The sequence below is a fragment of the Bacillus sp. V3B genome (assembly GCF_024494465.1).
Taxonomy (GTDB): Bacteria; Bacillota; Bacilli; order Bacillales; family Cytobacillaceae; genus Bacillus_BD.
This window is the reverse complement of the sequence record NZ_JAETXM010000001.1, coordinates 805510-828760: the sequence shown is the minus strand read 5'-3', so window position 1 is coordinate 828760 and position 23251 is coordinate 805510. Positions and strand designations below refer to the sequence as shown.

21 protein-coding genes are annotated in these 23251 nt (G+C 36.6%); 4 read left to right on the top strand and 17 right to left on the bottom strand.

Annotated elements, in window-relative coordinates; all coding sequences use genetic code 11:
* Nucleotides 1-83: 83 nt before the first annotated feature.
* From JMM81_RS04180 to yfmF, 16 genes are all read right to left on the bottom strand, one after another.
* Entirely contained in the window at nucleotides 84-512 is a 429-nt protein-coding gene (locus JMM81_RS04180; protein ID WP_256240228.1) for a YlbF/YmcA family competence regulator, read from the bottom strand.
* Between the two features lie 24 nt (nucleotides 513-536).
* Nucleotides 537-2057: a tRNA (N6-isopentenyl adenosine(37)-C2)-methylthiotransferase MiaB gene (gene miaB, locus JMM81_RS04175; RefSeq protein WP_256240227.1), complete on the bottom strand. Its 1521-nt coding sequence runs from the start codon at nucleotides 2055-2057 to the stop codon at nucleotides 537-539.
* Between the two features lie 247 nt (nucleotides 2058-2304).
* The gene (locus JMM81_RS04170) at nucleotides 2305-3171 is read right to left on the bottom strand and encodes a 2-oxoacid:ferredoxin oxidoreductase subunit beta (protein ID WP_256240226.1); all 867 of its coding nucleotides are present in this window, start codon (nucleotides 3169-3171) and stop codon (nucleotides 2305-2307) included.
* Entirely contained in the window at nucleotides 3172-4908 is a 1737-nt protein-coding gene (locus tag JMM81_RS04165; RefSeq protein ID WP_309143471.1) for a 2-oxoacid:acceptor oxidoreductase subunit alpha, read from the bottom strand.
* Nucleotides 4909-5350: 442 nt separating this feature from the next.
* Complete coding sequence (gene spoVS / locus JMM81_RS04160; RefSeq protein ID WP_071395267.1) at nucleotides 5351-5611, bottom strand: stage V sporulation protein SpoVS; 261 nt, start codon at nucleotides 5609-5611, stop codon at nucleotides 5351-5353.
* Between the two features lie 472 nt (nucleotides 5612-6083).
* A complete protein-coding gene (locus JMM81_RS04155; protein ID WP_256240225.1) occupies nucleotides 6084-6881 on the bottom strand; it encodes a TIGR00282 family metallophosphoesterase in 798 nt (265 codons plus the stop codon).
* An 80-nt stretch (nucleotides 6882-6961) separates the two neighbouring features.
* A complete protein-coding gene (gene rny / locus JMM81_RS04150; protein WP_375162347.1) occupies nucleotides 6962-8524 on the bottom strand; it encodes a ribonuclease Y in 1563 nt (520 codons plus the stop codon).
* A 250-nt stretch (nucleotides 8525-8774) separates the two neighbouring features.
* Nucleotides 8775-9818: a recombinase RecA gene (gene recA, locus JMM81_RS04145; protein WP_256240223.1), complete on the bottom strand. Its 1044-nt coding sequence runs from the start codon at nucleotides 9816-9818 to the stop codon at nucleotides 8775-8777.
* A 343-nt stretch (nucleotides 9819-10161) separates the two neighbouring features.
* A complete protein-coding gene (locus JMM81_RS04140; protein ID WP_256240222.1) occupies nucleotides 10162-11412 on the bottom strand; it encodes a competence/damage-inducible protein A in 1251 nt (416 codons plus the stop codon).
* 74 nt (nucleotides 11413-11486) lie between these two features.
* Complete coding sequence (pgsA, locus tag JMM81_RS04135) at nucleotides 11487-12068, bottom strand: CDP-diacylglycerol--glycerol-3-phosphate 3-phosphatidyltransferase (RefSeq protein WP_256240326.1); 582 nt, start codon at nucleotides 12066-12068, stop codon at nucleotides 11487-11489.
* Nucleotides 12069-12153: 85 nt separating this feature from the next.
* Nucleotides 12154-13065, bottom strand: a complete 912-nt coding sequence (locus tag JMM81_RS04130; protein WP_256240325.1) for a RodZ domain-containing protein — start codon at nucleotides 13063-13065, stop codon at nucleotides 12154-12156.
* 20 nt (nucleotides 13066-13085) lie between these two features.
* Nucleotides 13086-13877, bottom strand: a complete 792-nt coding sequence (locus JMM81_RS04125; RefSeq protein WP_256240221.1) for a YmfK family protein — start codon at nucleotides 13875-13877, stop codon at nucleotides 13086-13088.
* Between the two features lie 365 nt (nucleotides 13878-14242).
* Nucleotides 14243-14509 carry a DUF3243 domain-containing protein gene (locus tag JMM81_RS04120; RefSeq protein WP_256240220.1) on the bottom strand — a complete coding sequence of 89 codons (267 nt, stop codon included), beginning with the start codon at nucleotides 14507-14509 and terminating at the stop codon, nucleotides 14243-14245.
* A gap of 82 nt (nucleotides 14510-14591) precedes the next feature.
* Nucleotides 14592-15314: an elongation factor P 5-aminopentanone reductase gene (ymfI, locus tag JMM81_RS04115; protein WP_256240219.1), complete on the bottom strand. Its 723-nt coding sequence runs from the start codon at nucleotides 15312-15314 to the stop codon at nucleotides 14592-14594.
* Between the two features lie 149 nt (nucleotides 15315-15463).
* Nucleotides 15464-16753 carry an EF-P 5-aminopentanol modification-associated protein YfmH gene (yfmH, locus tag JMM81_RS04110; RefSeq protein ID WP_256240218.1) on the bottom strand — a complete coding sequence of 430 codons (1290 nt, stop codon included), beginning with the start codon at nucleotides 16751-16753 and terminating at the stop codon, nucleotides 15464-15466.
* A 1-nt stretch (nucleotide 16754) separates the two neighbouring features.
* Entirely contained in the window at nucleotides 16755-18032 is a 1278-nt protein-coding gene (gene yfmF, locus JMM81_RS04105) for an EF-P 5-aminopentanol modification-associated protein YfmF (protein ID WP_256240217.1), read from the bottom strand.
* Between the two features lie 385 nt (nucleotides 18033-18417).
* Here yfmF and queF point away from each other — a divergent pair, with 385 nt between their 5' ends.
* Genes queF through queE form a run of 4 tightly spaced genes read left to right on the top strand, consistent with a single transcriptional unit; the run spans nucleotide 18418 to nucleotide 20840 of the window.
* Entirely contained in the window at nucleotides 18418-18915 is a 498-nt protein-coding gene (queF, locus tag JMM81_RS04100) for a preQ(1) synthase (RefSeq protein ID WP_256240216.1), read from the top strand.
* Nucleotides 18916-18974: 59 nt separating this feature from the next.
* Nucleotides 18975-19634, top strand: a complete 660-nt coding sequence (gene queC / locus JMM81_RS04095) for a 7-cyano-7-deazaguanine synthase QueC (RefSeq protein WP_256240215.1) — start codon at nucleotides 18975-18977, stop codon at nucleotides 19632-19634.
* A 2-nt stretch (nucleotides 19635-19636) separates the two neighbouring features.
* Complete coding sequence (queD, locus tag JMM81_RS04090; RefSeq protein ID WP_256240214.1) at nucleotides 19637-20119, top strand: 6-carboxytetrahydropterin synthase QueD; 483 nt, start codon at nucleotides 19637-19639, stop codon at nucleotides 20117-20119.
* The gene (gene queE / locus JMM81_RS04085; RefSeq protein ID WP_256240213.1) at nucleotides 20112-20840 is read left to right on the top strand and encodes a 7-carboxy-7-deazaguanine synthase QueE; all 729 of its coding nucleotides are present in this window, start codon (nucleotides 20112-20114) and stop codon (nucleotides 20838-20840) included. The genes queD and queE overlap by 8 nt, the downstream gene beginning before the upstream one ends.
* A 35-nt stretch (nucleotides 20841-20875) precedes the next feature.
* On the opposite strand, the gene JMM81_RS04080 is transcribed toward queE, so the two are convergent.
* Nucleotides 20876-23224, bottom strand: a complete 2349-nt coding sequence (locus JMM81_RS04080) for an FtsK/SpoIIIE family DNA translocase (RefSeq protein WP_256240212.1) — start codon at nucleotides 23222-23224, stop codon at nucleotides 20876-20878.
* Between the last annotated feature and the right edge of the window lie 27 nt (nucleotides 23225-23251).

The following is a 23251-nucleotide window of genomic DNA, read 5'->3' as shown; positions in this document are numbered from 1 at the left end:
CATAAATCAGAAAATAGTATATCTCCATAAAAAAAGGTCTGGACTATTGTCCAAACCTTTTTCATATTGGTCGATATTACCCTCTAATGATGGGAGCAATTTTTATTATTTATCGCGGATCCTGTTTCTCCGCTTAATAAATTGCCACCTGTTGCTGTGAGGATTTCATTTGTCACTGAGTTCGAGATTGTTGAAGCCACGAGCTGTAACAAATCATTTACATCTGCTTGAGATTGCTTAAATTCATACACAATTGGAAGTTCATCTAACTCTTGTTCAAGTTTAGCAATTTTTTCTTCTGTCTTTCTTAAGGCTTCCACTTTTCCATAATGTTGGAAGTTTACCGCTTGTTTTTGCAAACCTTTAATAGCTGAAATGCTATCACTCACTTTTTTATTTTCGTTAATGTGTGCTTCGGCACGTTTGAAAAAATCTACTTCTTCTGTCTCTGCAATCATCTTCGCTAAGTCTTTTGCTTTAGCCACAATTTCATCCTTTGTATACTTCCCCATCTATTCCACCCCAATCAATTTAACTTATTCCACCATTTCACCTTTTAATGACCATGTTCTAGTCTCGTTAATCTGAACTTTCACTATTTTACCAATAGCTGTTTTTGGACCAATAAAATTAACCAGTTTGCTACTACGCGTATAACCAGCCAATACATCTGGATTGTTTTTACTTTCTCCTTCAACTAACACTTCTACCGTTTTACCTTGATACTTTTTCATAGCTTCCGCTGAAAGTTCATTTACAAGTGCATTCAAACGCTGTAAACGTTCTTTTTTTACTTCCATCGGTACATTATCCTGCATTTTTGCAGCAGGTGTCCCTTCACGAGGAGAGTAAATAAACGTATAGGCCGCCTCATATCCCACTTCACGATAAAGGGATAAGGTTTCTTCAAATTGTTCCTCTGTTTCGTTTGGATACCCAACAATGATATCCGTTGTTAGTGCAACATTCGGTATGGCGGCTTTGATTTTACGTACCAATTCTAAATACTCTTCTCTCGTATATTTACGAGCCATGATTTTTAATACATCTGTTGAACCTGATTGCACAGGCAAATGAATATGTTCAACAAGATTTCCACCTTTAGCCAAAACTTCAATTAAATGATCATCGAAATCACGAGGATGACTTGTAGTGAAACGAACTCTTGGAATATCAATCTTTCGGATCTCATCCATTAAATCGCCTAGCCCATAATTCATATTGGCTAAATCTTTTCCGTATGCATTTACATTTTGACCAAGAAGCGTGATTTCTTGATACCCTTGGGCAGCCAAGCTACGTACTTCTTGAATAACATCCTCAGGAAGACGGCTTCGTTCTTTCCCTCTAGTAAAAGGAACTATACAATACGTACAGAATTTATCGCAACCATACATAATATTGACCCACGCCTTAATATTTCCGCGTCTCACCTTTGGCAGGTTCTCAATCACATCGCCTTCTTTAGACCAAACTTCAACGACCATCTCTTTTGACATATACGCTTCTTGTAAAATATTTGGCAAACGATGAATATTATGAGTACCAAAAATCATATCTACTTGGTCATACGTTTTTAAAATTTTGTTTACAACTGATTCTTCTTGAGACATACAGCCGCATACGCCAAGCAATAAATCTGGTTTTTCCAGTTTCAAATGCTTAAGATGCCCTAGTTCGCCAAACACTTTATTTTCAGCGTTTTCGCGGATAGCACATGTATTTAATAAAATGACATTGGCATCCTCAACCGTATCAGTTAGCTCATATCCTAAAGCAAGAAAGATTCCTGCCATTACCTCTGTATCATGCTCGTTCATTTGACATCCATATGTGCGGATATAAAATTTACGTCCATCACCCAGTCCCTTAAACTCTTCAGCAATATCAAAATCCTTATGATATTGTACATCTTCTTTCCCACGTTTTTTCGCTTCTTTTAAAGATGGAGCCGTCATAACCGTTTCAAAATACTTGCTGTAATCCTGGTCGGATTTTTTGTCCGAAGGATTAGTTGTTACTACTTGCTGACTTTCTAATCGTTGCTTTTCATTCATCTACTATCTTCTCCCTTCATACTCTCCATATAAATTAATAGAGTAACACACATTATTATAGTATAATGCCTTAAAAGAATGAACACAATAGACACCCTGTTATACAAATTAGAAATATAAGTCAAACAAAATAGATGAACAAAATAAGCAAGTGAACTGTCGGTAGACATCACTTGCTTATTTATATAACCATTCTTTTATTTCACCGTCAAAAGATCTCTTGTGAAAATCCCTACTAACATGTGTATTACTTAAACTCTGAAACTAGTTTATTAAAATGCTCTGTATCTAAATCTAGATCAGCATGTACTAAAGATTCCTGAGAGTATCCTGTTAACAATTCTTGATAAGATGGACGCTCCGTATTTTGATAGATTAATCCTGTTACAAGACCGTTATTTTCCATTAATGTTTGCATAGCAGCTTCACGATTTGATGGATCATAGCCTTCAATACTACTTAATTTGATCAAATTCTCTTTAAACCAATCGTATGTGTTTACCTTGTTATAAGTAACACATGGACTAAAAACATTAATTAAAGAAAATCCTTTATGATTCATACCCGCTTCAATTAAAGCAGTTAAATCTTTCAAATCTGTAGAAAAACTTTGTGCAACAAATGTTGCGCCTGCCGATAAGGCTAGTTCCATAGGAGCCACTGCTTGTTCTACTGAACCATTTGGCGTAGATTTTGTTTTAAATCCTGCACCTGAACGTGGCGATGTTTGTCCTTTTGTAAGTCCGTAAATTTGGTTATCCATTACAATATAGGTAATGTCAATATTACGTCTGATAGCATGGACCGTGTGTCCCATTCCAATGGCAAATCCATCCCCATCACCACCGGAAGCAATGACTGTTAAATCACGATTCGCCATTTTTACTCCTTGTGCTATAGGTAAAGAACGACCATGAATACCGTGAACGCCATATGAATTAATATATCCCGAAATACGCCCTGAACACCCAATCCCTGAAATAACTGCAAGATTTTCAGGATCTAATCCTACATTTGCTGCAGCACGTTGAATCGCTGCTTGCACGGAAAAATCTCCACAACCTGGACACCAGTTTGGTTTCACATTATTTCGAAAGTCTTTAAATGTTGCCATTTAGAACAACTCCTTGCATTTTGTGTGAACTTCATGTGGCAAAAATGGGTTTCCGTCATATTTTAACATTTTATTTATTTTTTCAATATTTCCGACATTCATTTTGATGATATTGGCTAATTGTCCAGTTGCATTGTTTTCAACAACAACCACTTTTTTTGCTGATTGTACTAACGGCAATAGTTCGTCAGTTGGAAACGGATGAATTAATCGTATATGAGCGTGATTAACTTTCAATCCATCGTTTTCAAGGCGAATCATTGCTTCTTCTATTGAACCACGAGTTGAGTTAAAGCCAACAATTAATAAATCTGCTTCTTCATGTGGAGCATTTTTATAAACTGGTATATTGAATTTAATATTTTCAACTTTTCTAAATCTTTTATCCATCTGGATATTACGATTAACAGCAGCCTCAGACGGCTTACCTGTCTCGTCATGTTCAACACCTGTAACATGATGAATCCCATTCTTGACACCTGGAATAACCCGTGGTGACACACCATCTTCTGTTACTTCATAGCGTTTGAAATAAGCTTTATTTTCTTGTTCAGGTAAATTTTCGGTAATTAATTTCCCGCGTCGAATCTCTACTTGATTAAAGTCAAGTGGATCAACTGTTTGTTTTCCTAATGATAACTGTAAGTCAGTTAAGATAATGACTGGACACTGGTACTCTTCAGCTAAGTTAAACGCTTCTGCTGTATCATAGAAAGCTTCTTCAACAGTACTTGGAGCCATAACGATTTTTGGTATTTCACCATGAGTTCCATAAATCATAGCCATTAAATCTGATTGTTCCTGTTTAGTAGGAAGACCTGTTGATGGACCTCCACGTTGTGTATCAACAATCACAAGAGGTGTTTCCGTTATTCCAGATAATCCAATTGCCTCCATTTTCAGTGACAATCCAGGACCTGCTGAAGCTGTTAGAGACCGAACACCACCATAGTTAGCACCAATTGTCATTGTAACAGCTGCAATTTCATCTTCTGTTTGAATAACTGCCCCACCAAGAGGAGGAAGCTTTTTAATTAAATATTCCATAATTTCAGAAGCTGGTGTGATTGGGTAGGCAGCCATGAATCGACAACCTCCAGCAAGCGCTCCTAATGCAATCGCATCATTCCCAATCATAAACAATCGATTCTGACCATCAGCTTTTTCAAGCTCCATTAATTGGGTAGAATCTGCAAGTAGATTTCTTAAATAATCATAACCTGCTTGGATAGCTTCCATATTTTTAGCAACAACTTGCTGACCTTTTCGTCCAAAAATTTCTTGAACTACTCCTTCGAATACGCTAATATTTAAATTTAGGACTGCACAAGTTGCCCCTACAGCCACCATATTTTTCATTAGAGATGTTCCTAAATCTGTTGCAATTTCTGTAAATGGAACCGCATACAATGATGCTTCTGTGTCACCTGGCTTACTCGGATTTATTTTAGAATCTGCAATAATAACACCTTTTTCATGCAGTTCCTTATAGTTCACATCAATTGTTTCTTGGTCAAATGCGATTAAAATATCAAGATCGTCAGAAACTGAACGTACTTCTGTTGTGCTTACTCGAATTTTGTTATTTGTATGACCACCTTTAATCCGTGATGAAAAGTGGCGATATCCATATAAATAGTAACCTAATCGATTTAAAGCAATAGAGAATATTTCCCCCGTACTCTCAATTCCTTCTCCTTGTTGCCCTCCAACCTTCCACGAAAGCTGATTAACCATATTTCCACCCCTTTGGATACGTAAAAAAATTATGTCTCTATATACATAAGAGTATAGCACTTGTCCGAATAAATCACTATAAATATGCCTAATATTATATTTTCTAGGAATTTTCATTATATTTAGAAAATCGGGAAGTACTAAACGATTTCAATTCTAGACGTATGTCATAAAAAAAGCAACCTTTTCGAACTAAAATTTGACAAAAATATGAATATTTTTTATTTGCAAAATAAATCCCCTGTTATATGATCAAAACCTCCTGTTTATATTGTTTTATCATACAGTATACACAGTGCTAAATAGTACTCTTTTCTATTCCTATATCCATTTTCACAATTCAATTATTCATCATTATTAGATTCACATCTGTTGAGCTCCTCAAACACGAAAAAAACCCGCTTGCATATTGCAAACAGGCTTTACATATTTTCATCCTTTTTTATCTAGGTTCAATAATTAACTTGATAGCTGTTCGTTCTTCACCATCAATCAGTATATCGGTGAAGGCTGGAATACAAATCAAATCTACTCCGCTAGGTGCGACAAATCCTCTTGCAATGGCTACCGCTTTAACCGCTTGATTTAATGCACCTGCGCCAATTGCTTGAATTTCTGCTCCACCTCTTTCACGTAGAACCCCCGCAAGCGCACCAGCTACAGAATTAGGATTAGACTTTGCTGAAACTTTTAATATTTCCATTCCTAGCTCCTCCTTGTTTGGTCCCTCCCATATGCTCGTTTAACGAACAATTTAGGTACTATCATTCCATTGTTACTATATTCAGGAAAGAAATCAGTTATTCCGGCTTGGTCAAAAAAATGCGCCTACATTTCGAATAAAAACCAACAATCTAAATAAGAAAAACGCAAGTCGCCTGCCTATGAAGAACGCAGACTAAGAATGCCACGTCCGTATATCTTCATCTGCATGACCCACACCCTGCGGGCCGGCAGGAAGGTTGTTCTTTAACCTTCTTGATAGATTGGCTTATGACTCGAGTCTCTAGGAACCGATCTAGATAAGCTTGTGACCTCGAACCGATAGGCCTTCTTGGAGCTGGACCGCTATCACAGTTCGGAATACTTTCTTATCTAATAACAAAACAAACCACCAATCACCATAAAGTTAACTAGATGGCGATTGGTGGTTTGTTTATTGAATGCTAATCCTTTTATGAATAGAATGGATGATCATCATTAATTAAAATACGCTCAATCTTTTTAGCTGAGCCACTTTTTTTATCGATTTCAATACATACTGCACTTAATTGCGAACGTCCCGCTTTGGGAACCTCAAAACGAGCAGGCATACCCGTTAAAAATCTTTTTAAAACGACTTCCCGGTCCATGCCTAAGACACCGTCATAGGGTCCTGTCATGCCTACATCAGACATAAAAGCTGTTCCATTAGGCAATATTCGATTATCAGCAGTTTGAACATGTGTATGTGTTCCGATGACAGCAGACACTCTTCCGTCTAAATACCATCCCATCGCTTGTTTCTCACTTGTTGCTTCCGCATGAAAATCAACAAAAATAATCGGTGTCCGTGTCTTTGCTTCATCAATTAATTGATCCACTTTTTCAAAAGGGCAATCATTTGGAGGTAAAAAGGTTCGTCCTTGTATACTGATAACAGCTATTTCATCATTATTCATTTTTAAATAAACAATTCCTTTTCCGGGGTTGTTCTCTGGGAAATTAGCTGGTCTTACAAGATACTTCGCCTCATCAATAAATTCAAAGATTTCGCGGTTATCCCAAGTATGATTCCCTAAAGTCACTGCCTGCGCACCTACCTCTAGAAATCCACGATAGATCTTATCTGTAATGCCCCTTCCTCCTGCTGCATTTTCACCATTAATAATGGTAACGTGTGGACGGTACTGCTCTTTTAGCTTAGGTACATATTCTTTTATCATATCCCGTCCCATTGAACCTACTACGTCTCCAATAAATAATATATTCATATATAAACCTTTCTTTAAAGCTTCTTTAGTCTAGTCTTAATAAAGTGTTTTAAAAAATAAAGCGGTGTAAATACACCGCTTTATTTTGCATATTCAACCGCTCTTGTTTCACGTATTACCGTCACTTTGATATGCCCCGGATAATTGAGCTCTTCCTCAATCTTTTTACGGATATCACGAGCAAGACGATGTGCTTCTAAATCATCAATTTGTTCCGGTTTTACTAAGATCCGCACTTCACGTCCAGCTTGAATAGCGAATGATTTCTCCACTCCATCGTACGATTCAGAAATTTCTTCTAGTTTTTCAAGACGACGAATGTAGTTTTCAAGTGTTTCTCTCCTTGCCCCTGGTCTAGCTGCAGATAAAGCATCAGCGGCTGCCACAAGAACCGCAATAATCGAAGTCGGCTCAGTATCGCCATGATGTGACGCGATACTATTAATCACAACCGGGTGTTCTTTATATTTCGTTGCCAATTCAACCCCAATTTCAACATGACTACCCTCTACTTCGTGGTCAATGGCTTTACCGATATCATGAAGTAATCCAGATCGACGCGCTAAAGTCTCGTCTTCACCAAGTTCAGCTGCTAGAAGGCCACATAACTGAGCAACTTCCATAGAATGCTTTAGTACATTTTGTCCATAACTTGTACGGAATTTTAAGCGACCAAGAATTTTAATCAAATCAGGATGCAATCCATGGACACCGACTTCAAAGGTAGTTTGTTCACCGACTTCACGGATATGTTCATCCACTTCACGTCTCGCTTTGTCTACCATTTCTTCAATACGTGCCGGATGGATTCTACCATCTTGAACAAGTTTTTCTAGTGCTAAGCGTGCTGTTTCCCTTCGAATTGGATCAAAACCAGATAGGATGACTGCTTCTGGTGTATCGTCAATAATGAGGTCAATACCGGTAAGGGTTTCTAACGTACGAATATTACGACCTTCTCGTCCAATAATACGACCTTTCATCTCATCATTCGGAAGATTTACAACTGATACCGTTGTCTCAGCAACATGGTCGGCTGCACATCGTTGGATCGCCAACGACAAGATTTCTTTTGCTTTCTTGTCAGATTCCTCTTTTGATCTTATTTCGCTCTCTTTTATCATTACAGCGGTATCGTGTTTCAATTCACGTTCGACTCGCTCTAAAATGATGGTTCTTGCCTCTTCACGAGTTAAGCCCGAGACACGCTCCAACTCTGTTTGCTGTTTTCGCACGATCTCATCCATTTTGCTTTCCATCTCTTCAATATGCTGTTGTCTTTTGTTAAGGGAATCATCTCTTTTTTCTAAAAGTGCTTCACGTTTATTTAACGTTTCGTCTTTACGGTCAAGATTTTCCTCTTTTTGCAGTAAACGATTTTCTTGTTTTTGCACTTCACTCCTGCGCTCACGAATTTCGCGTTCTGCTTCGTTACGAAGCTTATGAATTTCATCCTTTGCCTCAAGCAGGGATTCTTTCTTTAAAGATTCTGCATCACGTTTAGCATCCTCTAAAATTTGCTCTGCAGCATTTTGTGCTCCTGCAATCTTTGCTTCAGCAATGGATTTACGAACAAAATAGCCAACAACTGCACCGATGATAAGGCCAAGCAAAATGGAGATGATTGCTATTAAAAGATCCATCATTTCACCTCCTTCTGCTATGAACTTGTTTCTGTTACGTTTCTAAAGTGTCAACATGTACATTGTTCAAAATCAATATACAATTCGCTTCTATTTAATACTAATAGAAATGTAAAATATACATTATAATTGTAATGGTGTATATTTTCAATGTCAAGTAGTACTCCTTACAGTTTTTACTAATGTTAACATGGACATTTCCCTTGAAAACAAAGGGCAAAGTCTCTCATCTAGACTTTGCCCTTTGAAATTAATCGATTAAATTAGGTTCATCTTGTTCAATGTCAACTGATGGTGTAACCCCAGCACTATCAAGACCATAATATTCACGGATTTTCTGATGAATTTCTTGACGAAGATCTGGATTCTCCTTTAGGAACTGTTTCGCATTCTCTTTTCCTTGACCAAGACGCTCTTCATTGTAAGAATACCAAGATCCACTCTTCTGGACAATATCAAGCTCTGAACCAAGATCAATAATTTCACCTTCTCTAGAAATTCCTTCACCATACATAATATCTACTTCTGCTGTACGGAATGGTGGAGCTACTTTGTTTTTAACGATTTTAATTTTCGTTCTATTCCCAACCATATCGTTGCCTTGTTTAATCGCTTCAGCTCGACGAACCTCAAGACGTACAGACGAGTAGAATTTTAATGCACGACCACCTGGAGTTGTTTCCGGATTTCCAAACATAACGCCTATTTTCTCCCTAACCTGGTTAATAAAGATCGCAATGGTGTTGGATTTATTAATCGCTCCAGAAAGCTTACGCAATGCCTGTGACATTAAGCGAGCCTGCAAGCCCATGTGGGAGTCGCCCATTTCCCCTTCAATTTCAGCTTTCGGAACAAGAGCCGCTACAGAGTCTACAACAAGAATATCAACAGCTCCACTTCGTACAAGCGCCTCAGCAATTTCTAAAGCCTGTTCACCCGTATCGGGTTGAGAAAGAAGCAATTCATCAATATTAACACCTAGCTTTTGGGCATATAACGGATCAAGCGCATGTTCGGCATCAATAAATGCTGCTTGCCCACCTGTTGCTTGTACTTCCGCAATTGCGTGAAGAGCAACAGTTGTCTTACCTGAACTTTCTGGTCCATAAATTTCAATTACACGACCTCTTGGATAGCCACCTACTCCTAATGCAGCGTCTAACGCTAGCGATCCGCTTGAAGATGTTGATATTCTATGGTCTGTTTTCTCTCCAAGCTTCATAACGGAACCTTTTCCAAACTGTTTTTCTATTTGTTTTAATGCCTGTTCAAGGGCTACTTGACGATCACTCACAAAAATTTCCTCCTTTATATAAAACCGGAATTGAATTAAATTATCTGGTTGTCTTACCTCATAATCTATCCTTACTATATCTTTTTTTTTCTCATTTGTCCATCAAAATGTCGAACATTCATTCGTTTGTTATTAAAGCTATAATTCTTTGAAAATATCTATTTGTTCTAATCAAATGTCTATTTTCATTTGACTATTCTTACTAGAAATAGAAAATTGAATCGAAATCTTATTTTTCCAATTAATCGGATAAATAACTATCTAATTTACTATAAAAAGATCAAAAAGCTGCTTTCAACATAATTGAAAGCAGCTAACCCATGTTATCTCTTATTCATTCACTTCAATTATAGCTACTTTTATAGCTACTTTTCAACAAAAGATAGCAACCGTATTTAACCGTACGAATTCGATTAGATGTTCGATTCCCTCCAAGATTCAATTTTTCAACTCTTGTTGGTTTTCCATTGATCTTAATCCCAATAAATACGGTGCCTACAGGTTTTCCTTCTAATTCCTCAGGGCCCGCAACACCTGTAAAGCTAATCCCAATATCTGCATCCATCAAATCAGCTACATTTTCAGCAAGTTCCTTTGCACATTCTTCACTCACCACACCAAGATTTGCAATGGTTTCTTTTTTTACATCTAACACTTTTTGCTTCACTTCAGGTGTATAACAAACTACTCCACCCTTTAATAAAGAACCTGCACCGGGAATTGCCGTTAATTCCTTCTGAAACATTCCTCCAGTTAGGCTTTCTGCTACTGAAATCGTTAATTGTTTTTCTTGTAGCATTTTTGAAAGTTCACTCATTAGAGATGTTTCGTCATAGCCATAAAAATATTCCCCGACACGGGTAAGAATTGCCTTTTCTGTTTTATTAATCAACTGTGTAGCCTTTTCAACTGATTGATGCTTGGCAGTAATCCGTAATGTGACTTCATGATCTCCAGCAAGAGGAGCGATAGTTGGGTTTGTTTGAGCGTCAATTAAATCTTCTATTTCTGTTTCTAATTGCGATTCACCAATACCAAAAAACCTTAGCACTCTCGAAACAATTCTTTCTTGCAGTTGAAGTTTATCTATCATAACAGGATGTGCGTAGGTTAAAAACATAGGTTCCATTTCTTTCGGTGGTCCTGGTAATAACATATAAATATGTTTTTCGGCATTAACTATCATTCCTGGAGCCATACCATGATCATTTGGTAACACTTCACAGCCATCTATGACCAATGCTTGTTTTCGATTATTAGCCGTCATATCTCGGCCAGTACGTTTAAAATAGTCTTCTATAGATGCTAAAGCATGTTCATCAAATGTAAGCTTTTTATTCAAATGGGTGGCAATGGTTTCTTTTGTCAAATCATCTTTAGTTGGACCGAGACCACCAGTAAAAACAATCATATTTGAACGACTTTCTGCTATTTCAATGGCTTTCTTTAATCGAGTTGAATTATCTCCAACGACCGTATGATAAAATACGTTGATTCCCGAATCAGCAAGAGCTTTAGAAAGAAAACGAGCATTCGTATTAACAATTTGCCCTAGTAATAATTCGGAGCCAACGGCAATAATTTCTGCATTCATAAATATATCCCTCTTTTCGTTTTGTCCAGCTACAGAGCCTAGCCGCTCGAGGTCAGGCCCTTCCGCTTTTCGTTTCACTTCGAGTTGAGGAAAGGTTGTTTATTTTTTATAAAATAATCTAATCCTGACCACACGGTAAAGAATAAAGCTACCCATAGGGCAATCATATCAAAAGGGAAAGAAATCATTTCGAATAGGATATTATGTAATAATAAGGCAGAGATAGCAACGATTTGTGCCCAAGTTTTGATTTTACCGAGCATATTAGCTGCGACTACTTCTCCTGCTCCTGCTAATACAAGACGTAACCCTGTAACAGCAAATTCTCGACTAATAATAACGATAACCATCCATGACGGAGCTATTTGAAGTTCAACAAGTACAATAAGTGCAGCCGATACGAGAAGCTTATCAGCCAATGGATCAAGAAATTTTCCCATATTGGTTACCATATTGTATTTTCGTGCATAATAACCGTCAACCCAATCTGTTGTAGATGCCAAAATAAATATCAAAGCACCGACGAAATGAGTGACAGGCATAGATACTCCCAATAAAGACAGCTCTCCCCATGAAAAAGGAACAAGCATAATAATAAGAAAAATAGGAATTAAAAAAATACGTGAAATTGTTATTTTATTTGGTAGATTCATGATTTACCTCCAGGAATTTGAACAGCCATCAAAAAATGATGGCTCCTTTGATACTATGAGAAAAATAGTCATCTATTTACCATGATGACTATTCACTCGTTTTTAGATTGCGAATTGTAATCGTTTGAAGTACTTCCTCTGTAGGGGAAACAGCATATTCAAGCTTTTCATCATTCACAAAAATTTCTGTTTCTGATGACCTTCCCGCGACAATGATGACCTCTGTTTCTCCTGTCATATCAACGGTCTTACTTTCCACTCCATCCTTTTCCAACATTTTTTCAAAAAAGGAATCTCCTTTACCATTTTTGATGCTTACCCAAGTTTCCCCAGTAGAAACAACCTTCACCTCAAACTTATCAGCATTTTTCAGTTCATAAGTAGACTTTTCTCGATTTGTTTCGGTTACCGTTAATTCCTGAATGAGTTTAACTGGTTCTTCCGTTGGATCATCATTTTCATCTTTTTCTTTCACTTGCTTCTCATTAGGATTATTTTCTTCTGGTTGTTCTTCCTCATTTTCAGTTGTAAGATCGGCTGACTCCTCATATGTAACATCCTGCTTACTTTCTTTTGAGGTCGAATCATCAACTGTATTTCCTGAATATTTTTGTGCAATAAACCACCAAGCAAAAACAAATATTCCAATAATAAAGACCGTAATAAGAAGCTTAGGTAATAAGTCAAGTATTTTCGAACTATTATTAGAAATCGATTTTCTTGTTTTAACACGGGAGAGTTGCTCAGGAATATCATCATTTAATATCGTTGGAATTTCACTTTTAAATTCCTCAAATAACTCCTCTGGTTCAAGTTCAACAGCCTCTGCATATTGCTTAATAAAGGCACGAATATAAAATTTCCCCGGCATTAAACTGTAATTTCCTTCTTCAATACCAATCAAATAACGTTTTTGAATTTTTGTAACCTTCTGTAAATCATCTAAGCTCAGTCCTTTTGCTAGTCGTGCTTCCTTTAAACGATTACCTAATTCTGTCAATTGTAACACCTTCCAACTACCTAAAAGTCAAACTCACCAAATTCCGCGGTGGAGAACAAATTATTTTTTTCCATAATATCATATGTGATTTCTTCATCGGGATCGTTTCGAAGCTCGATGATATAATCAAAATCATCCAGTGTATATTCCGTATTTTGCACAAAAATATCTGGATGCTCAACCACTTTTACGGCCGATAATCTCATAATTTCACGAATCAATTGCCAGTGTCGTTCATTTGCCCTTCTAGTTGACACAATCCCATCAATAATGAATAAATTACCCGCATTATATTCATCTTCAATCAGTTGATTTCGAATTGTTTGCTTTAATAAAGTAGACGAAACAAATAGCCATCGCTTGTTCGCACACACACTAGATGCGACAACCGACTCCGTTTTTCCAACCCTAGGCATTCCTCTAATCCCAATTAACTTATGGCCTTTCTGCTTAAATATCTCTGCCATAAAATCAACAAGAATCCCGAGATCATCTCGAACAAAACGAAATGTTTTTTTATCATCGGCATCTCTTTGTATATATCGCCCATGTCTTACTGCAAGTCGATCGAGCAACTTGGATTTTCTCAACTTTATTAGCTTTATTGTATCCATAGTATGTAAAATTGACTCTAATCTTTCAATTTGTTTATCGTCTTTCGCTAGTATTAATAAACCACGTCGACCTTCTTCTACTCCATTAATCGTAACAATGTTGATTGACATCATTCCTAATAAAGAAGAGATATCCCCTAATAGACCTGGTCTATTTGATTCGATTTCATATTCTAAATACCACTCTTGTTTCTCCATCCATACCACCCCCTACTACAAACTGAAGCATTACCTTTTTTTGAAAAAGATGTTCAAACAATGAGGAAGTTCATTGATAAAAGGAAAAACAAAATCATCAAAAATCAACTATTTCCTTTCTTTTTTAAGATCCTTCCTAATCATAGCTGATTTTTTTGAAAGATGAAAGAAAAAAACGGTTCTATTAGAAAAAACCCCCATAAAACCCATTCAAATTTATCTCTTATCTTTTTTTATGATTCCCCTATTCACGTACTTTATTTGAACGATACTAATCCAATCCTCAATAAAAAAGAGAGGATTGTTGCTCATCCTGTGAACAGCTTATCCTCTCTTAACGATATAAAAATTAGACCATTTTTTCTTTATGATGGCTGATTAGTGCCGTTATTTTCAACAAGTCTGACCATTATATTTGCAATGGCATGTTGTTCTTCTGGAGTTGCGACAGACCACAAATCAGCAATCACTCGTTCCTGTTCATTCTTTGGATCCACCTGTTTGGCTAAATAGTCACCAACTTGATACGCAAGGTCATCAATTGTTTGTTTTGACACCCCTTGATTTTGAGCTTGATCTAAACGATCACCTAAAAAGTCTTTCCATTGTTGCCAATTCTCTAAAACAGACATTTTTTTAACCTCCTATTAATAATTACCTTGTTATTTTGCTTAATGGAGATTAAAAATATACATTTTTATTTAATGATACTTTTCATGTGTACCAACCACCATTTACGCTTACTATCTGTCCAGTTATATAGCTCGCTTTTTCGGAAAGCAAAAAAAATACACTTTCTGCGATATCACTTGGTTCTGCTAGTCTCCCCATCGGAATGTCTCCTTTAATCATATCCAGTTCCTCTTCTGTAAAATTATCCATCATAGAAGTATTTACTGCCCCGGGAGCAATTCCATTCACACGAATACCGTTTAGAGCCAACTCCTTACTCAACGATTTCACAAATGATATTTGTGCCCCTTTTACCGTTGAATAGACCACTTCACAAGCTGCGCCTGTTTGTCCCCAAATCGAGGTGATGAGTACAATATTGCCATGCTGCTGCCTAATCATTTTAGGAAGAAGCTCTTTCGTCAACAAAATGGGGGAAGTAATATGAAGCATCGTCATTTTTTCAAGTGTTTCTTTGTCAGTGTCGACAAATAATCCATAATGACTCATTCCACTATTATGAATGATTGTATCAATGGAAAAAATATTATCCGCTAGTTTCTTATATCCATCTGGCTTTGTCAAATCCGCTTGGATTGGAATATATTCCCCATTAAAGTTTGTTAATTTATCAAGCAACTCCATGATAGACGATTGATTTTGATTGTAATGTAGGTATAATGAATAGCCCTCACTAGCCAGTTTCAAAGCAAGAGAACGACCAATTCCGCCACTCGCTCCAGTGATTAAGGCAAATTTATTCAAAGATTTCACTTCCTTATCTAAATGATCCCATTCACTAAGAATATTGTATCATTTTTCACTTACACCTGATCAATTACCTAGGAAACGTATTCATTCCTAATCCTGAATCATGATTACCTCTAACAAAAAAACGCCGACAAAGTCGGCATTTATTTGTTAGGTACTACTTGGCATACGGTGAATCTATCTTCAGCTATAAAATCTGTTGCTGCTGATTTTACATCATCAACGGTAATACTTTCCAATATTGGTACGACATCAAATAAATTCATTTTATTAAAAGCATAACGGGTAAACTGGTTTGCAATATATTCTGGTGAATTAATAGCACGTAAAAAAGTACCAATTTTTTTCTTTTTCGTCCGTTCTAAACTTTCAGTGGTGAGGACATCTCCTTTTTTAGCCGCTAACAGCATCTTTTCCAATGTCTCAGCTAAACGGTCCGGATCATTTGTGTCCCCACCAATCATCGCAAAACCAAAGCCTTTTTCATGGCTGTAATCGTAAGAAAACGAATCATCAATTAATCCTGCTGAATATAGCTCATGATAATTATCCGAGCTTTTGCCAAACAAAATATCCAAAATCATATTCAAGGTTAACTCATATTTCAACATTTCCGCTCCAGTTTGGTCGGCTTCCTTCGCTTTAATTCCTACAAGACATTTTGAGGTTTGTATATTCATTTGAAGTACTTGCTTTTTTTCAGCAACTTGGATAGGTTCTTCTTCAAACTGACGCTTAATATCTGATACAGGATCAAAACTCTTCTTGTTTTGATTCTCTTTAATTTGTTTCATCATTTTATCGGCATCTACCGGTCCCACAACAAACAAAAGCATATTACTTGGATGATAAAAAGTTCCATAACATTCATAAAGTAAATCTTTGGTGATATGAGAAATAGACTCAACTGTACCAGCTATATCTATTTTGACTGGGTGATTAAGATACATATTTTGAATCACACCATAATAAAGCCGCCAATCTGGATTATCTTCATACATCGTAATTTCTTGACCAATAATTCCTTTTTCTTTTTCAACGGTTTTTTCACTAAAATAAGGTTCTTGAACAAAGTCCATTAAGGTTTCAAGATTTTGTTCAACATTCGATGTACTTGAAAATAAATAAGCCGTCCGGGTAAAGGATGTGAAAGCATTAGCTGAAGCTCCTTGTTTACTAAATTGTTGGAACACATCGCCATCTTCTTTTTCAAAAAGCTTATGTTCCAAAAAGTGGGCAATTCCATCCGGTACTTTTAGAAATTCTTCTTTGCTAAGGGGAACAAAATGATTATCAATCGAACCATATTTCGTTGTGAACGTCGCAAACGTTTTATTAAAGCCTTTTTTCGGAAGGATATACACGTCTAACCCATTATCAAGCTTTTCATGATAAAGCTCCTCTTGGAGTTGATTAAATTCAATTTTTTCCATCCTATTGTTGATCCCCCTCAGTTAAAAAATAGATAGTGTCTAATTCAAGCTTGGCTGCCACTTTAATAATTTCATCTTTCGTTACAGAATCTGTTTCGGAAATCCAATGATCAAGGGAAACCTCCTCATCTGCGATCACATTATGATAGAGTATTTCAACCATCCCTCTTGCACTATCAATCGTTTCTAATAGTTGATTCTTAATCACCGCTTTTGTTTGGCTAACTTCTTCTTCAGAGAAATCACCCGCAATCATCGCCTTCATTTGCTCTTTAATAATGGAAACTGCTTGCTCATAGTTTTTATTATCAATGCCAGACATCACAAGCATTAAACCTTTATGACTTTCGAGACGACTAGCGACATAGTACGCGAGACTAGCCTTTTCACGCACATTAATAAATAGCTTCGAATGGGAAAAACCACCAAATATTCCATTGAATACTTGTAATGCATAATAGTCGGCATCACCATAATACACATTTGTACGATAGCCAATATTTAACTTTCCTTGCTTAACATCTTGTGTTTCTATGATCTCTTGAACGTCTGCCTTTTTATTCACCACTCTTCTATCGAATGTTTTCGGCGTCCGCTGAGCAAAGTTTAATAAACCACTGGCAATGTTGGTCACTTCTTTACTATCGACATCCCCAACAACATATAAATCGAGTTCATCTTCTGCTAAAGCGCGTTCGTAATATTCATATAAGCTATTGGCAGTGATGGTATCAACATCCTCCAGGTTTCCATGAACATACATGGCATAGGGTTCTTCTTTACACATTTCCTCGATGAGTCGGACATTGGAATATTTCATTTTATCGTCATAGACCGATTGAATCCGTTGCTTTAAGGAACGTTTTTCCTGATCAACTGTCGATTGATCAAAGGCCATTTCGTCTATATTTGGATGCGTCAATACTTCTGTTAAAAATTCAAATGCCTTTTTCAGTAATGGAGTTGGATCAGATAAAAATTTCTCATTTGCAATCTCGATCGTGAAACTAATAACGTGGTATTCACCTTTTTTTGCCAAATCCACATAAAACAGTGCACCATACAATTCATCTAAATAAGACCTTAACTTTGCTGTTGTTGGAAACTTTTTTGAATTACTTTGTAAAACATGGGGAAGTAACGCTCGTTTTGTTACATCTTCCCTGTTCAAAGGAGATTTCATTTTGAATACGATCGTATTGGTTTTGTATTTCTCAGTGGGGATAACATGCAGCTTGACCCCTTTTAAATCAATCATATTTTCCGAAAAAACACCCATGCAGCTTTCCTCCTCTATAATCCGCTTATCTATACATATGTAACTACTAAGCCGGTTATTTTCTATAATCTCCTTTATAACCCAACATATTCTTCTTATACTATACCTTTCATGAATTCTTTCATTCAAGTTTTTTGAGCGAGAGACCATCAGTCTATTGACAATTAGCTCAACATTAACTATAGTTATAATGGTTTTTATATATTACTATTCAATTATTTCATCGAAGAGGTTCATAGCAGATACCCTCTATAAAAAACTATGGCTTTGATGACTCCAATCAACCATATCCAACTGCGGATATGGTTTTATTTTTTTCAAAGTTATTTTTTCATGCTATGGGCTTTTTTATATGATACTGAACATATAAGGGAGGCTTATTTTTATGCCTGGAAGAAAAGATAAAGAATTAGATGGTGTTACATTATTAGGAAATCAAGGAACAAAGTATACATTTGAATATACTCCACACATTTTAGAATCATTCGATAACAAGCATCCGAATCGCGATTATTTTGTGAAATTCAATTGCCCAGAATTTACAAGTCTTTGTCCAATAACAGGCCAACCCGACTTTGCTACAATATATATTAGTTATATTCCCGATATTAAAATGGTAGAAAGCAAATCCTTAAAGCTTTATTTATTCAGCTTTAGAAATCATGGTGACTTTCATGAAGATTGCATGAACATCATTATGAACGATTTAATTGAGTTAATGGATCCAAGATATATAGAAGTTTGGGGAAAATTCACGCCAAGAGGTGGAATATCCATTGATCCTTACTGCAATTACGGAAAACCTGGGACAAAGTTTGAAAAAATGGCGGACTATCGTTTAATGAACCATGACTTATACCCGGAAAAGATTGATAATCGATAAAAAACACTAGACTATTTGACACTTTTAAAATGGATTATTTTTCTAAAAGGAGCATAAAAATGAAAAAAGATAAAGCTGTTGTTGTTTTTAGTGGCGGACAAGATAGCACAACCTGTTTATTTTGGGCAATGGAAAAATTTGCAGAAATAGAAGCTGTCACATTTGATTACAACCAAAGACATAAATCTGAAATAGATTGTGCCAAAAATATTACTTCTGAACTTGGTATTAAACATCATATTCTAGATATGAGTCTATTAAATCAATTAGCTCCTAATGCTTTAACAAGGGATGATATAGAAGTAAAAGATGGAGTAGATGGTGAATTACCCTCTACCTTTGTTCCTGGGAGAAATTTGTTGTTTTTATCATTTTCAGGTGTTTTAGCTAGACAAATAGGTGCCAAACATATCATTACTGGAGTATGCGAAACAGATTTTAGCGGGTATCCTGACTGCAGAGATGCATTCATTAAATCCTTAAACGTTACCTTGAATCTATCAATGGATTATTCTTTTGTTATTCACACACCATTAATGTGGCTAAACAAAACGGAAACTTGGAAAATGGCTGATGATTTAGGTGCCTTCAATTTCGTACGTGAAAAAACATTAACCTGCTACAACGGTATTATTGCGGATGGCTGCGGAGAATGCCCTTCCTGCAAACTTAGAAAAAACGGACTTGATGAATATTTAGCCGAGAAAAAGGAGCTATAATTATGTATGGGTTTCGCATTGTTGATAAATTACAAAAAATAGATGAAGACATTCAAAAACAACAATTAAAATATCATGCTAAACGAGTTCTTGTGAGCAAGGAATTCACATTTGATGCGGCCCACCACCTCCATTGCTATGAAGGAAAATGCAAGAATTTACATGGGCATACGTATAAGGTCATTTTCGGTATAAGTGGGTTTGTAGATGATCGAGGAATCATGATTGATTTTGGTGATATAAAAGAAATATGGAAATCAGAAATTGAACTTTTTTTAGATCATCGATATTTGAACGAGACATTACCTCCTATGAATACGACAGCTGAAAACATAGTCGTTTGGATATATGAGAAAATGCATGATGCTCTTCAGAAAGAAGATCGAAAGCAAGACTATTCAGGGGCAAGAGTTGAGTTCGTTCGTCTCTACGAAACACCTACCTCCTATGCAGAAGCAAGACGGGAGTGGATGGAAATTGAGTAGTATTCCTATCTTAGAAATATTTGGACCAACGATTCAAGGCGAAGGAATGATTATTGGACAAAAAACCATGTTTGTCAGAACAGCAGGGTGTGATTATTCTTGTGCTTGGTGTGATTCTGCCTTTACTTGGGATGGCACTGGAAGAGATGACATTAAGCAAATGGACGCCGTGCAGATTTGGGATGAGTTAAAAAGACTAGGCGGAAATGGATTTTCCTGTGTCACCATTTCTGGTGGGAATCCAGCCCTCCTTAAGAATTTAAGTAGTTTAATTGAAGTTTTAAAACAAAATCAAATCACAATTTGTTTAGAAACACAAGGGAGTAGATGGCAAGATTGGTTTTACGATATTGATGAACTGACCATTTCACCAAAACCTCCAAGTTCAGGAATGAAAACGGATTTTTCAATTTTGGATATGATTTTAGACAACCTCGAACAAAAACAAAGTCAACAACATGTTTCTTTAAAAGTGGTCATATTTGATAATGAAGATTATCAGTATGCCAAGAATATTCATGAACGCTACCCTACTGTTCCTTTCTTTTTACAGGTGGGAAATGATGATAGCAAAACAGCAGAGGATCAACAACTGATTCATAAACTACTTCATAAATATGAGATGCTAATTGATAAAGTCATGAATGATGATCATTTAAAGAATGTAAAGGTGCTTCCGCAATTGCATACTTTAGTATGGGGAAATAAACGCGGTGTATAGCAATCATAAAAAGGGTGCAGATCTCTGCACCCTTTTTATGAACTTATATCTTCGGATGGTTTTCCCATCAAAACAGTACGCGGTTTACTTCCTTCATATGGACCAACAATTCCCCTTGCTTCCATTTCATCAATTAACCTTGCCGCTCTAGTATACCCAATTCGAAATCTGCGCTGTAACATCGAAACAGAAGCAGTTTGCATTTCAAGAACTAAATCAACCGCATCCCCATAAAGATCATCTTCCACCTGTGCTTTTGTTTCCGGAATATCATCAGGGATCATATCTTCTTGATATTGAGCTTTCTGCTGATCAATGACAAAATCAACAACCTCTTCCACTTCGTCATCAGAAAGAAAAGCACCTTGAACACGAACAGGCTTTGATGCACCTACCGGGAAAAACAACATATCTCCGCGTCCTAGAAGCTTTTCTGCCCCACCCATATCAAGGATAGTCCTCGAATCTACTGCAGACGATACAGCAAATGCAATCCTTGATGGAATATTCGCTTTAATAACACCCGTTATAACATCAACGGAAGGTCGCTGAGTGGCAATAATTAAATGAATTCCAGCTGCACGTGCCATTTGAGCAAGCCTTGTAATGGAATCTTCTACATCCGATGAAGCCACCATCATTAAGTCTGCAAGTTCATCTACAATTACAACAATATAAGGCAATAACGGTTGCTGGCCTTCTTCTTCAGCATTATGTCTCTTTACATACTCGTTATAGCCCTCAATATTTCTTGTACCAGAATGGGAAAAAAGTTCGTACCTTCTTTCCATTTCACTAACTACTTTTTTTAACGCTTGGGACGCTTTTTTTGCATCTGTTACTACAGGTGCAAGCAAATGTGGGATTCCATTGTACACATTTAATTCAACCATTTTCGGATCTACCATCATCAACTTCACTTCATGAGGCTTGGCTCTCATCAAAATGCTTGTAATGATTCCATTTATACAAACACTTTTCCCACTTCCTGTTGCACCCGCAACGAGCATATGCGGCATTTTGTTTAATTCAGCTAAAACCGCTCCACCCGTTATATCACGACCCAATCCAATCATCAACTTTGCATCTGGTTTATCATTTTGCTTTGATTCAAGTACTTCTCGTAACGAAACCATTGCTACTTCTGAATTTGGTACTTCAATACCGATTGCCGACTTTCCTGGAATCGGTGCTTCCATTCGAATATCTTTTGCAGCTAAGGCTAGAGCTAAATCGTCCGTTAAGCTAACGATTTTACTAACCTTTACGCCTGCATCAGGATGTACTTCATATTTTGTAACTGCTGGACCTAGATGCACTTGTGTGACAGTCGCCTTCACTCCAAAGCTTTGAAATGTTCTTTCAAGCTTTGCGGCATTCTCATGGATCAATGCATATTCACCACTTTGATCTGTGTGACGAGGTAGCTTTAATAGATCGACCGGTGGTAGTTTATAATCGACATTTTCTACTTCTATTACTTCTGTAAATGTAATAGGAGGTGTTTCTTCCTCTCCTATTACCTCACCTTCTTCTTCAGAAGAAGGTTCATTAGAGGTAGATTCATCATTTTTTTGATAAGCTTGATCAGCAAAACTTGATATAATAGGCTCTGGTCTGATAGGTTCCTCCAGTTCTTGGCCAGCAACATGGATCACCGGGCTGGTCTCTTGATTTTCTAACGCTCTTCTTTCCTTTTCCTCTTGTTTCTGATCCCGTCTTTCTTCCCGCTTTTTTTGTTGCTCCTGCTTCAAATTTTGCATATCTTCTATAAATCCATTCCATTGTTTTTTCATGAAATTCCATATAGAGATGAAAATTCCCCCAAGCGGTTCACCTAATGTTTTTCCTGTTAACAAAATAAAACCGATCATAATTAGGACAAGAGCAATAAATTTTGTTCCTGCTACATCAAATAAAAAATGGAAAAGGGAAAATAATATTGCTCCAGCCATTCCTCCTCCAAGACCATTAAGATCTGGTTGACCACTTACTTCCATCCAATAAAATTCCCACGTATTAATAATCACACTTGGATTTTCAATTCGATTTTCAATAAAAGCAAGTTCAAAAAGGCGTACATGAGTTAAAAGTAATATAGAGGCAATAATAGTATAAATACCAATTAATTTTACTGGAAATAAAAAAGGTCTTTGTCGTTTCCACATTAAATAACCGCCGTATATAATCATGCCGATAGGTCCAAGTATATACCATTCACCGAAAAAAAAGCGAAAAAACAATACGATCGTATGACCGCCAGTTCCTAGATCTGCTATTGAAATAATGGCAAGGGTAATAAGTATCAAAGCAACTAATTCAAATTGAATGGTTTGTTTCATTTGTCGTTTATTTCTCGATTGTCGCCTTTTTCTTTTAGCCATGGTATCACCTTACTGATTTTTTAATTT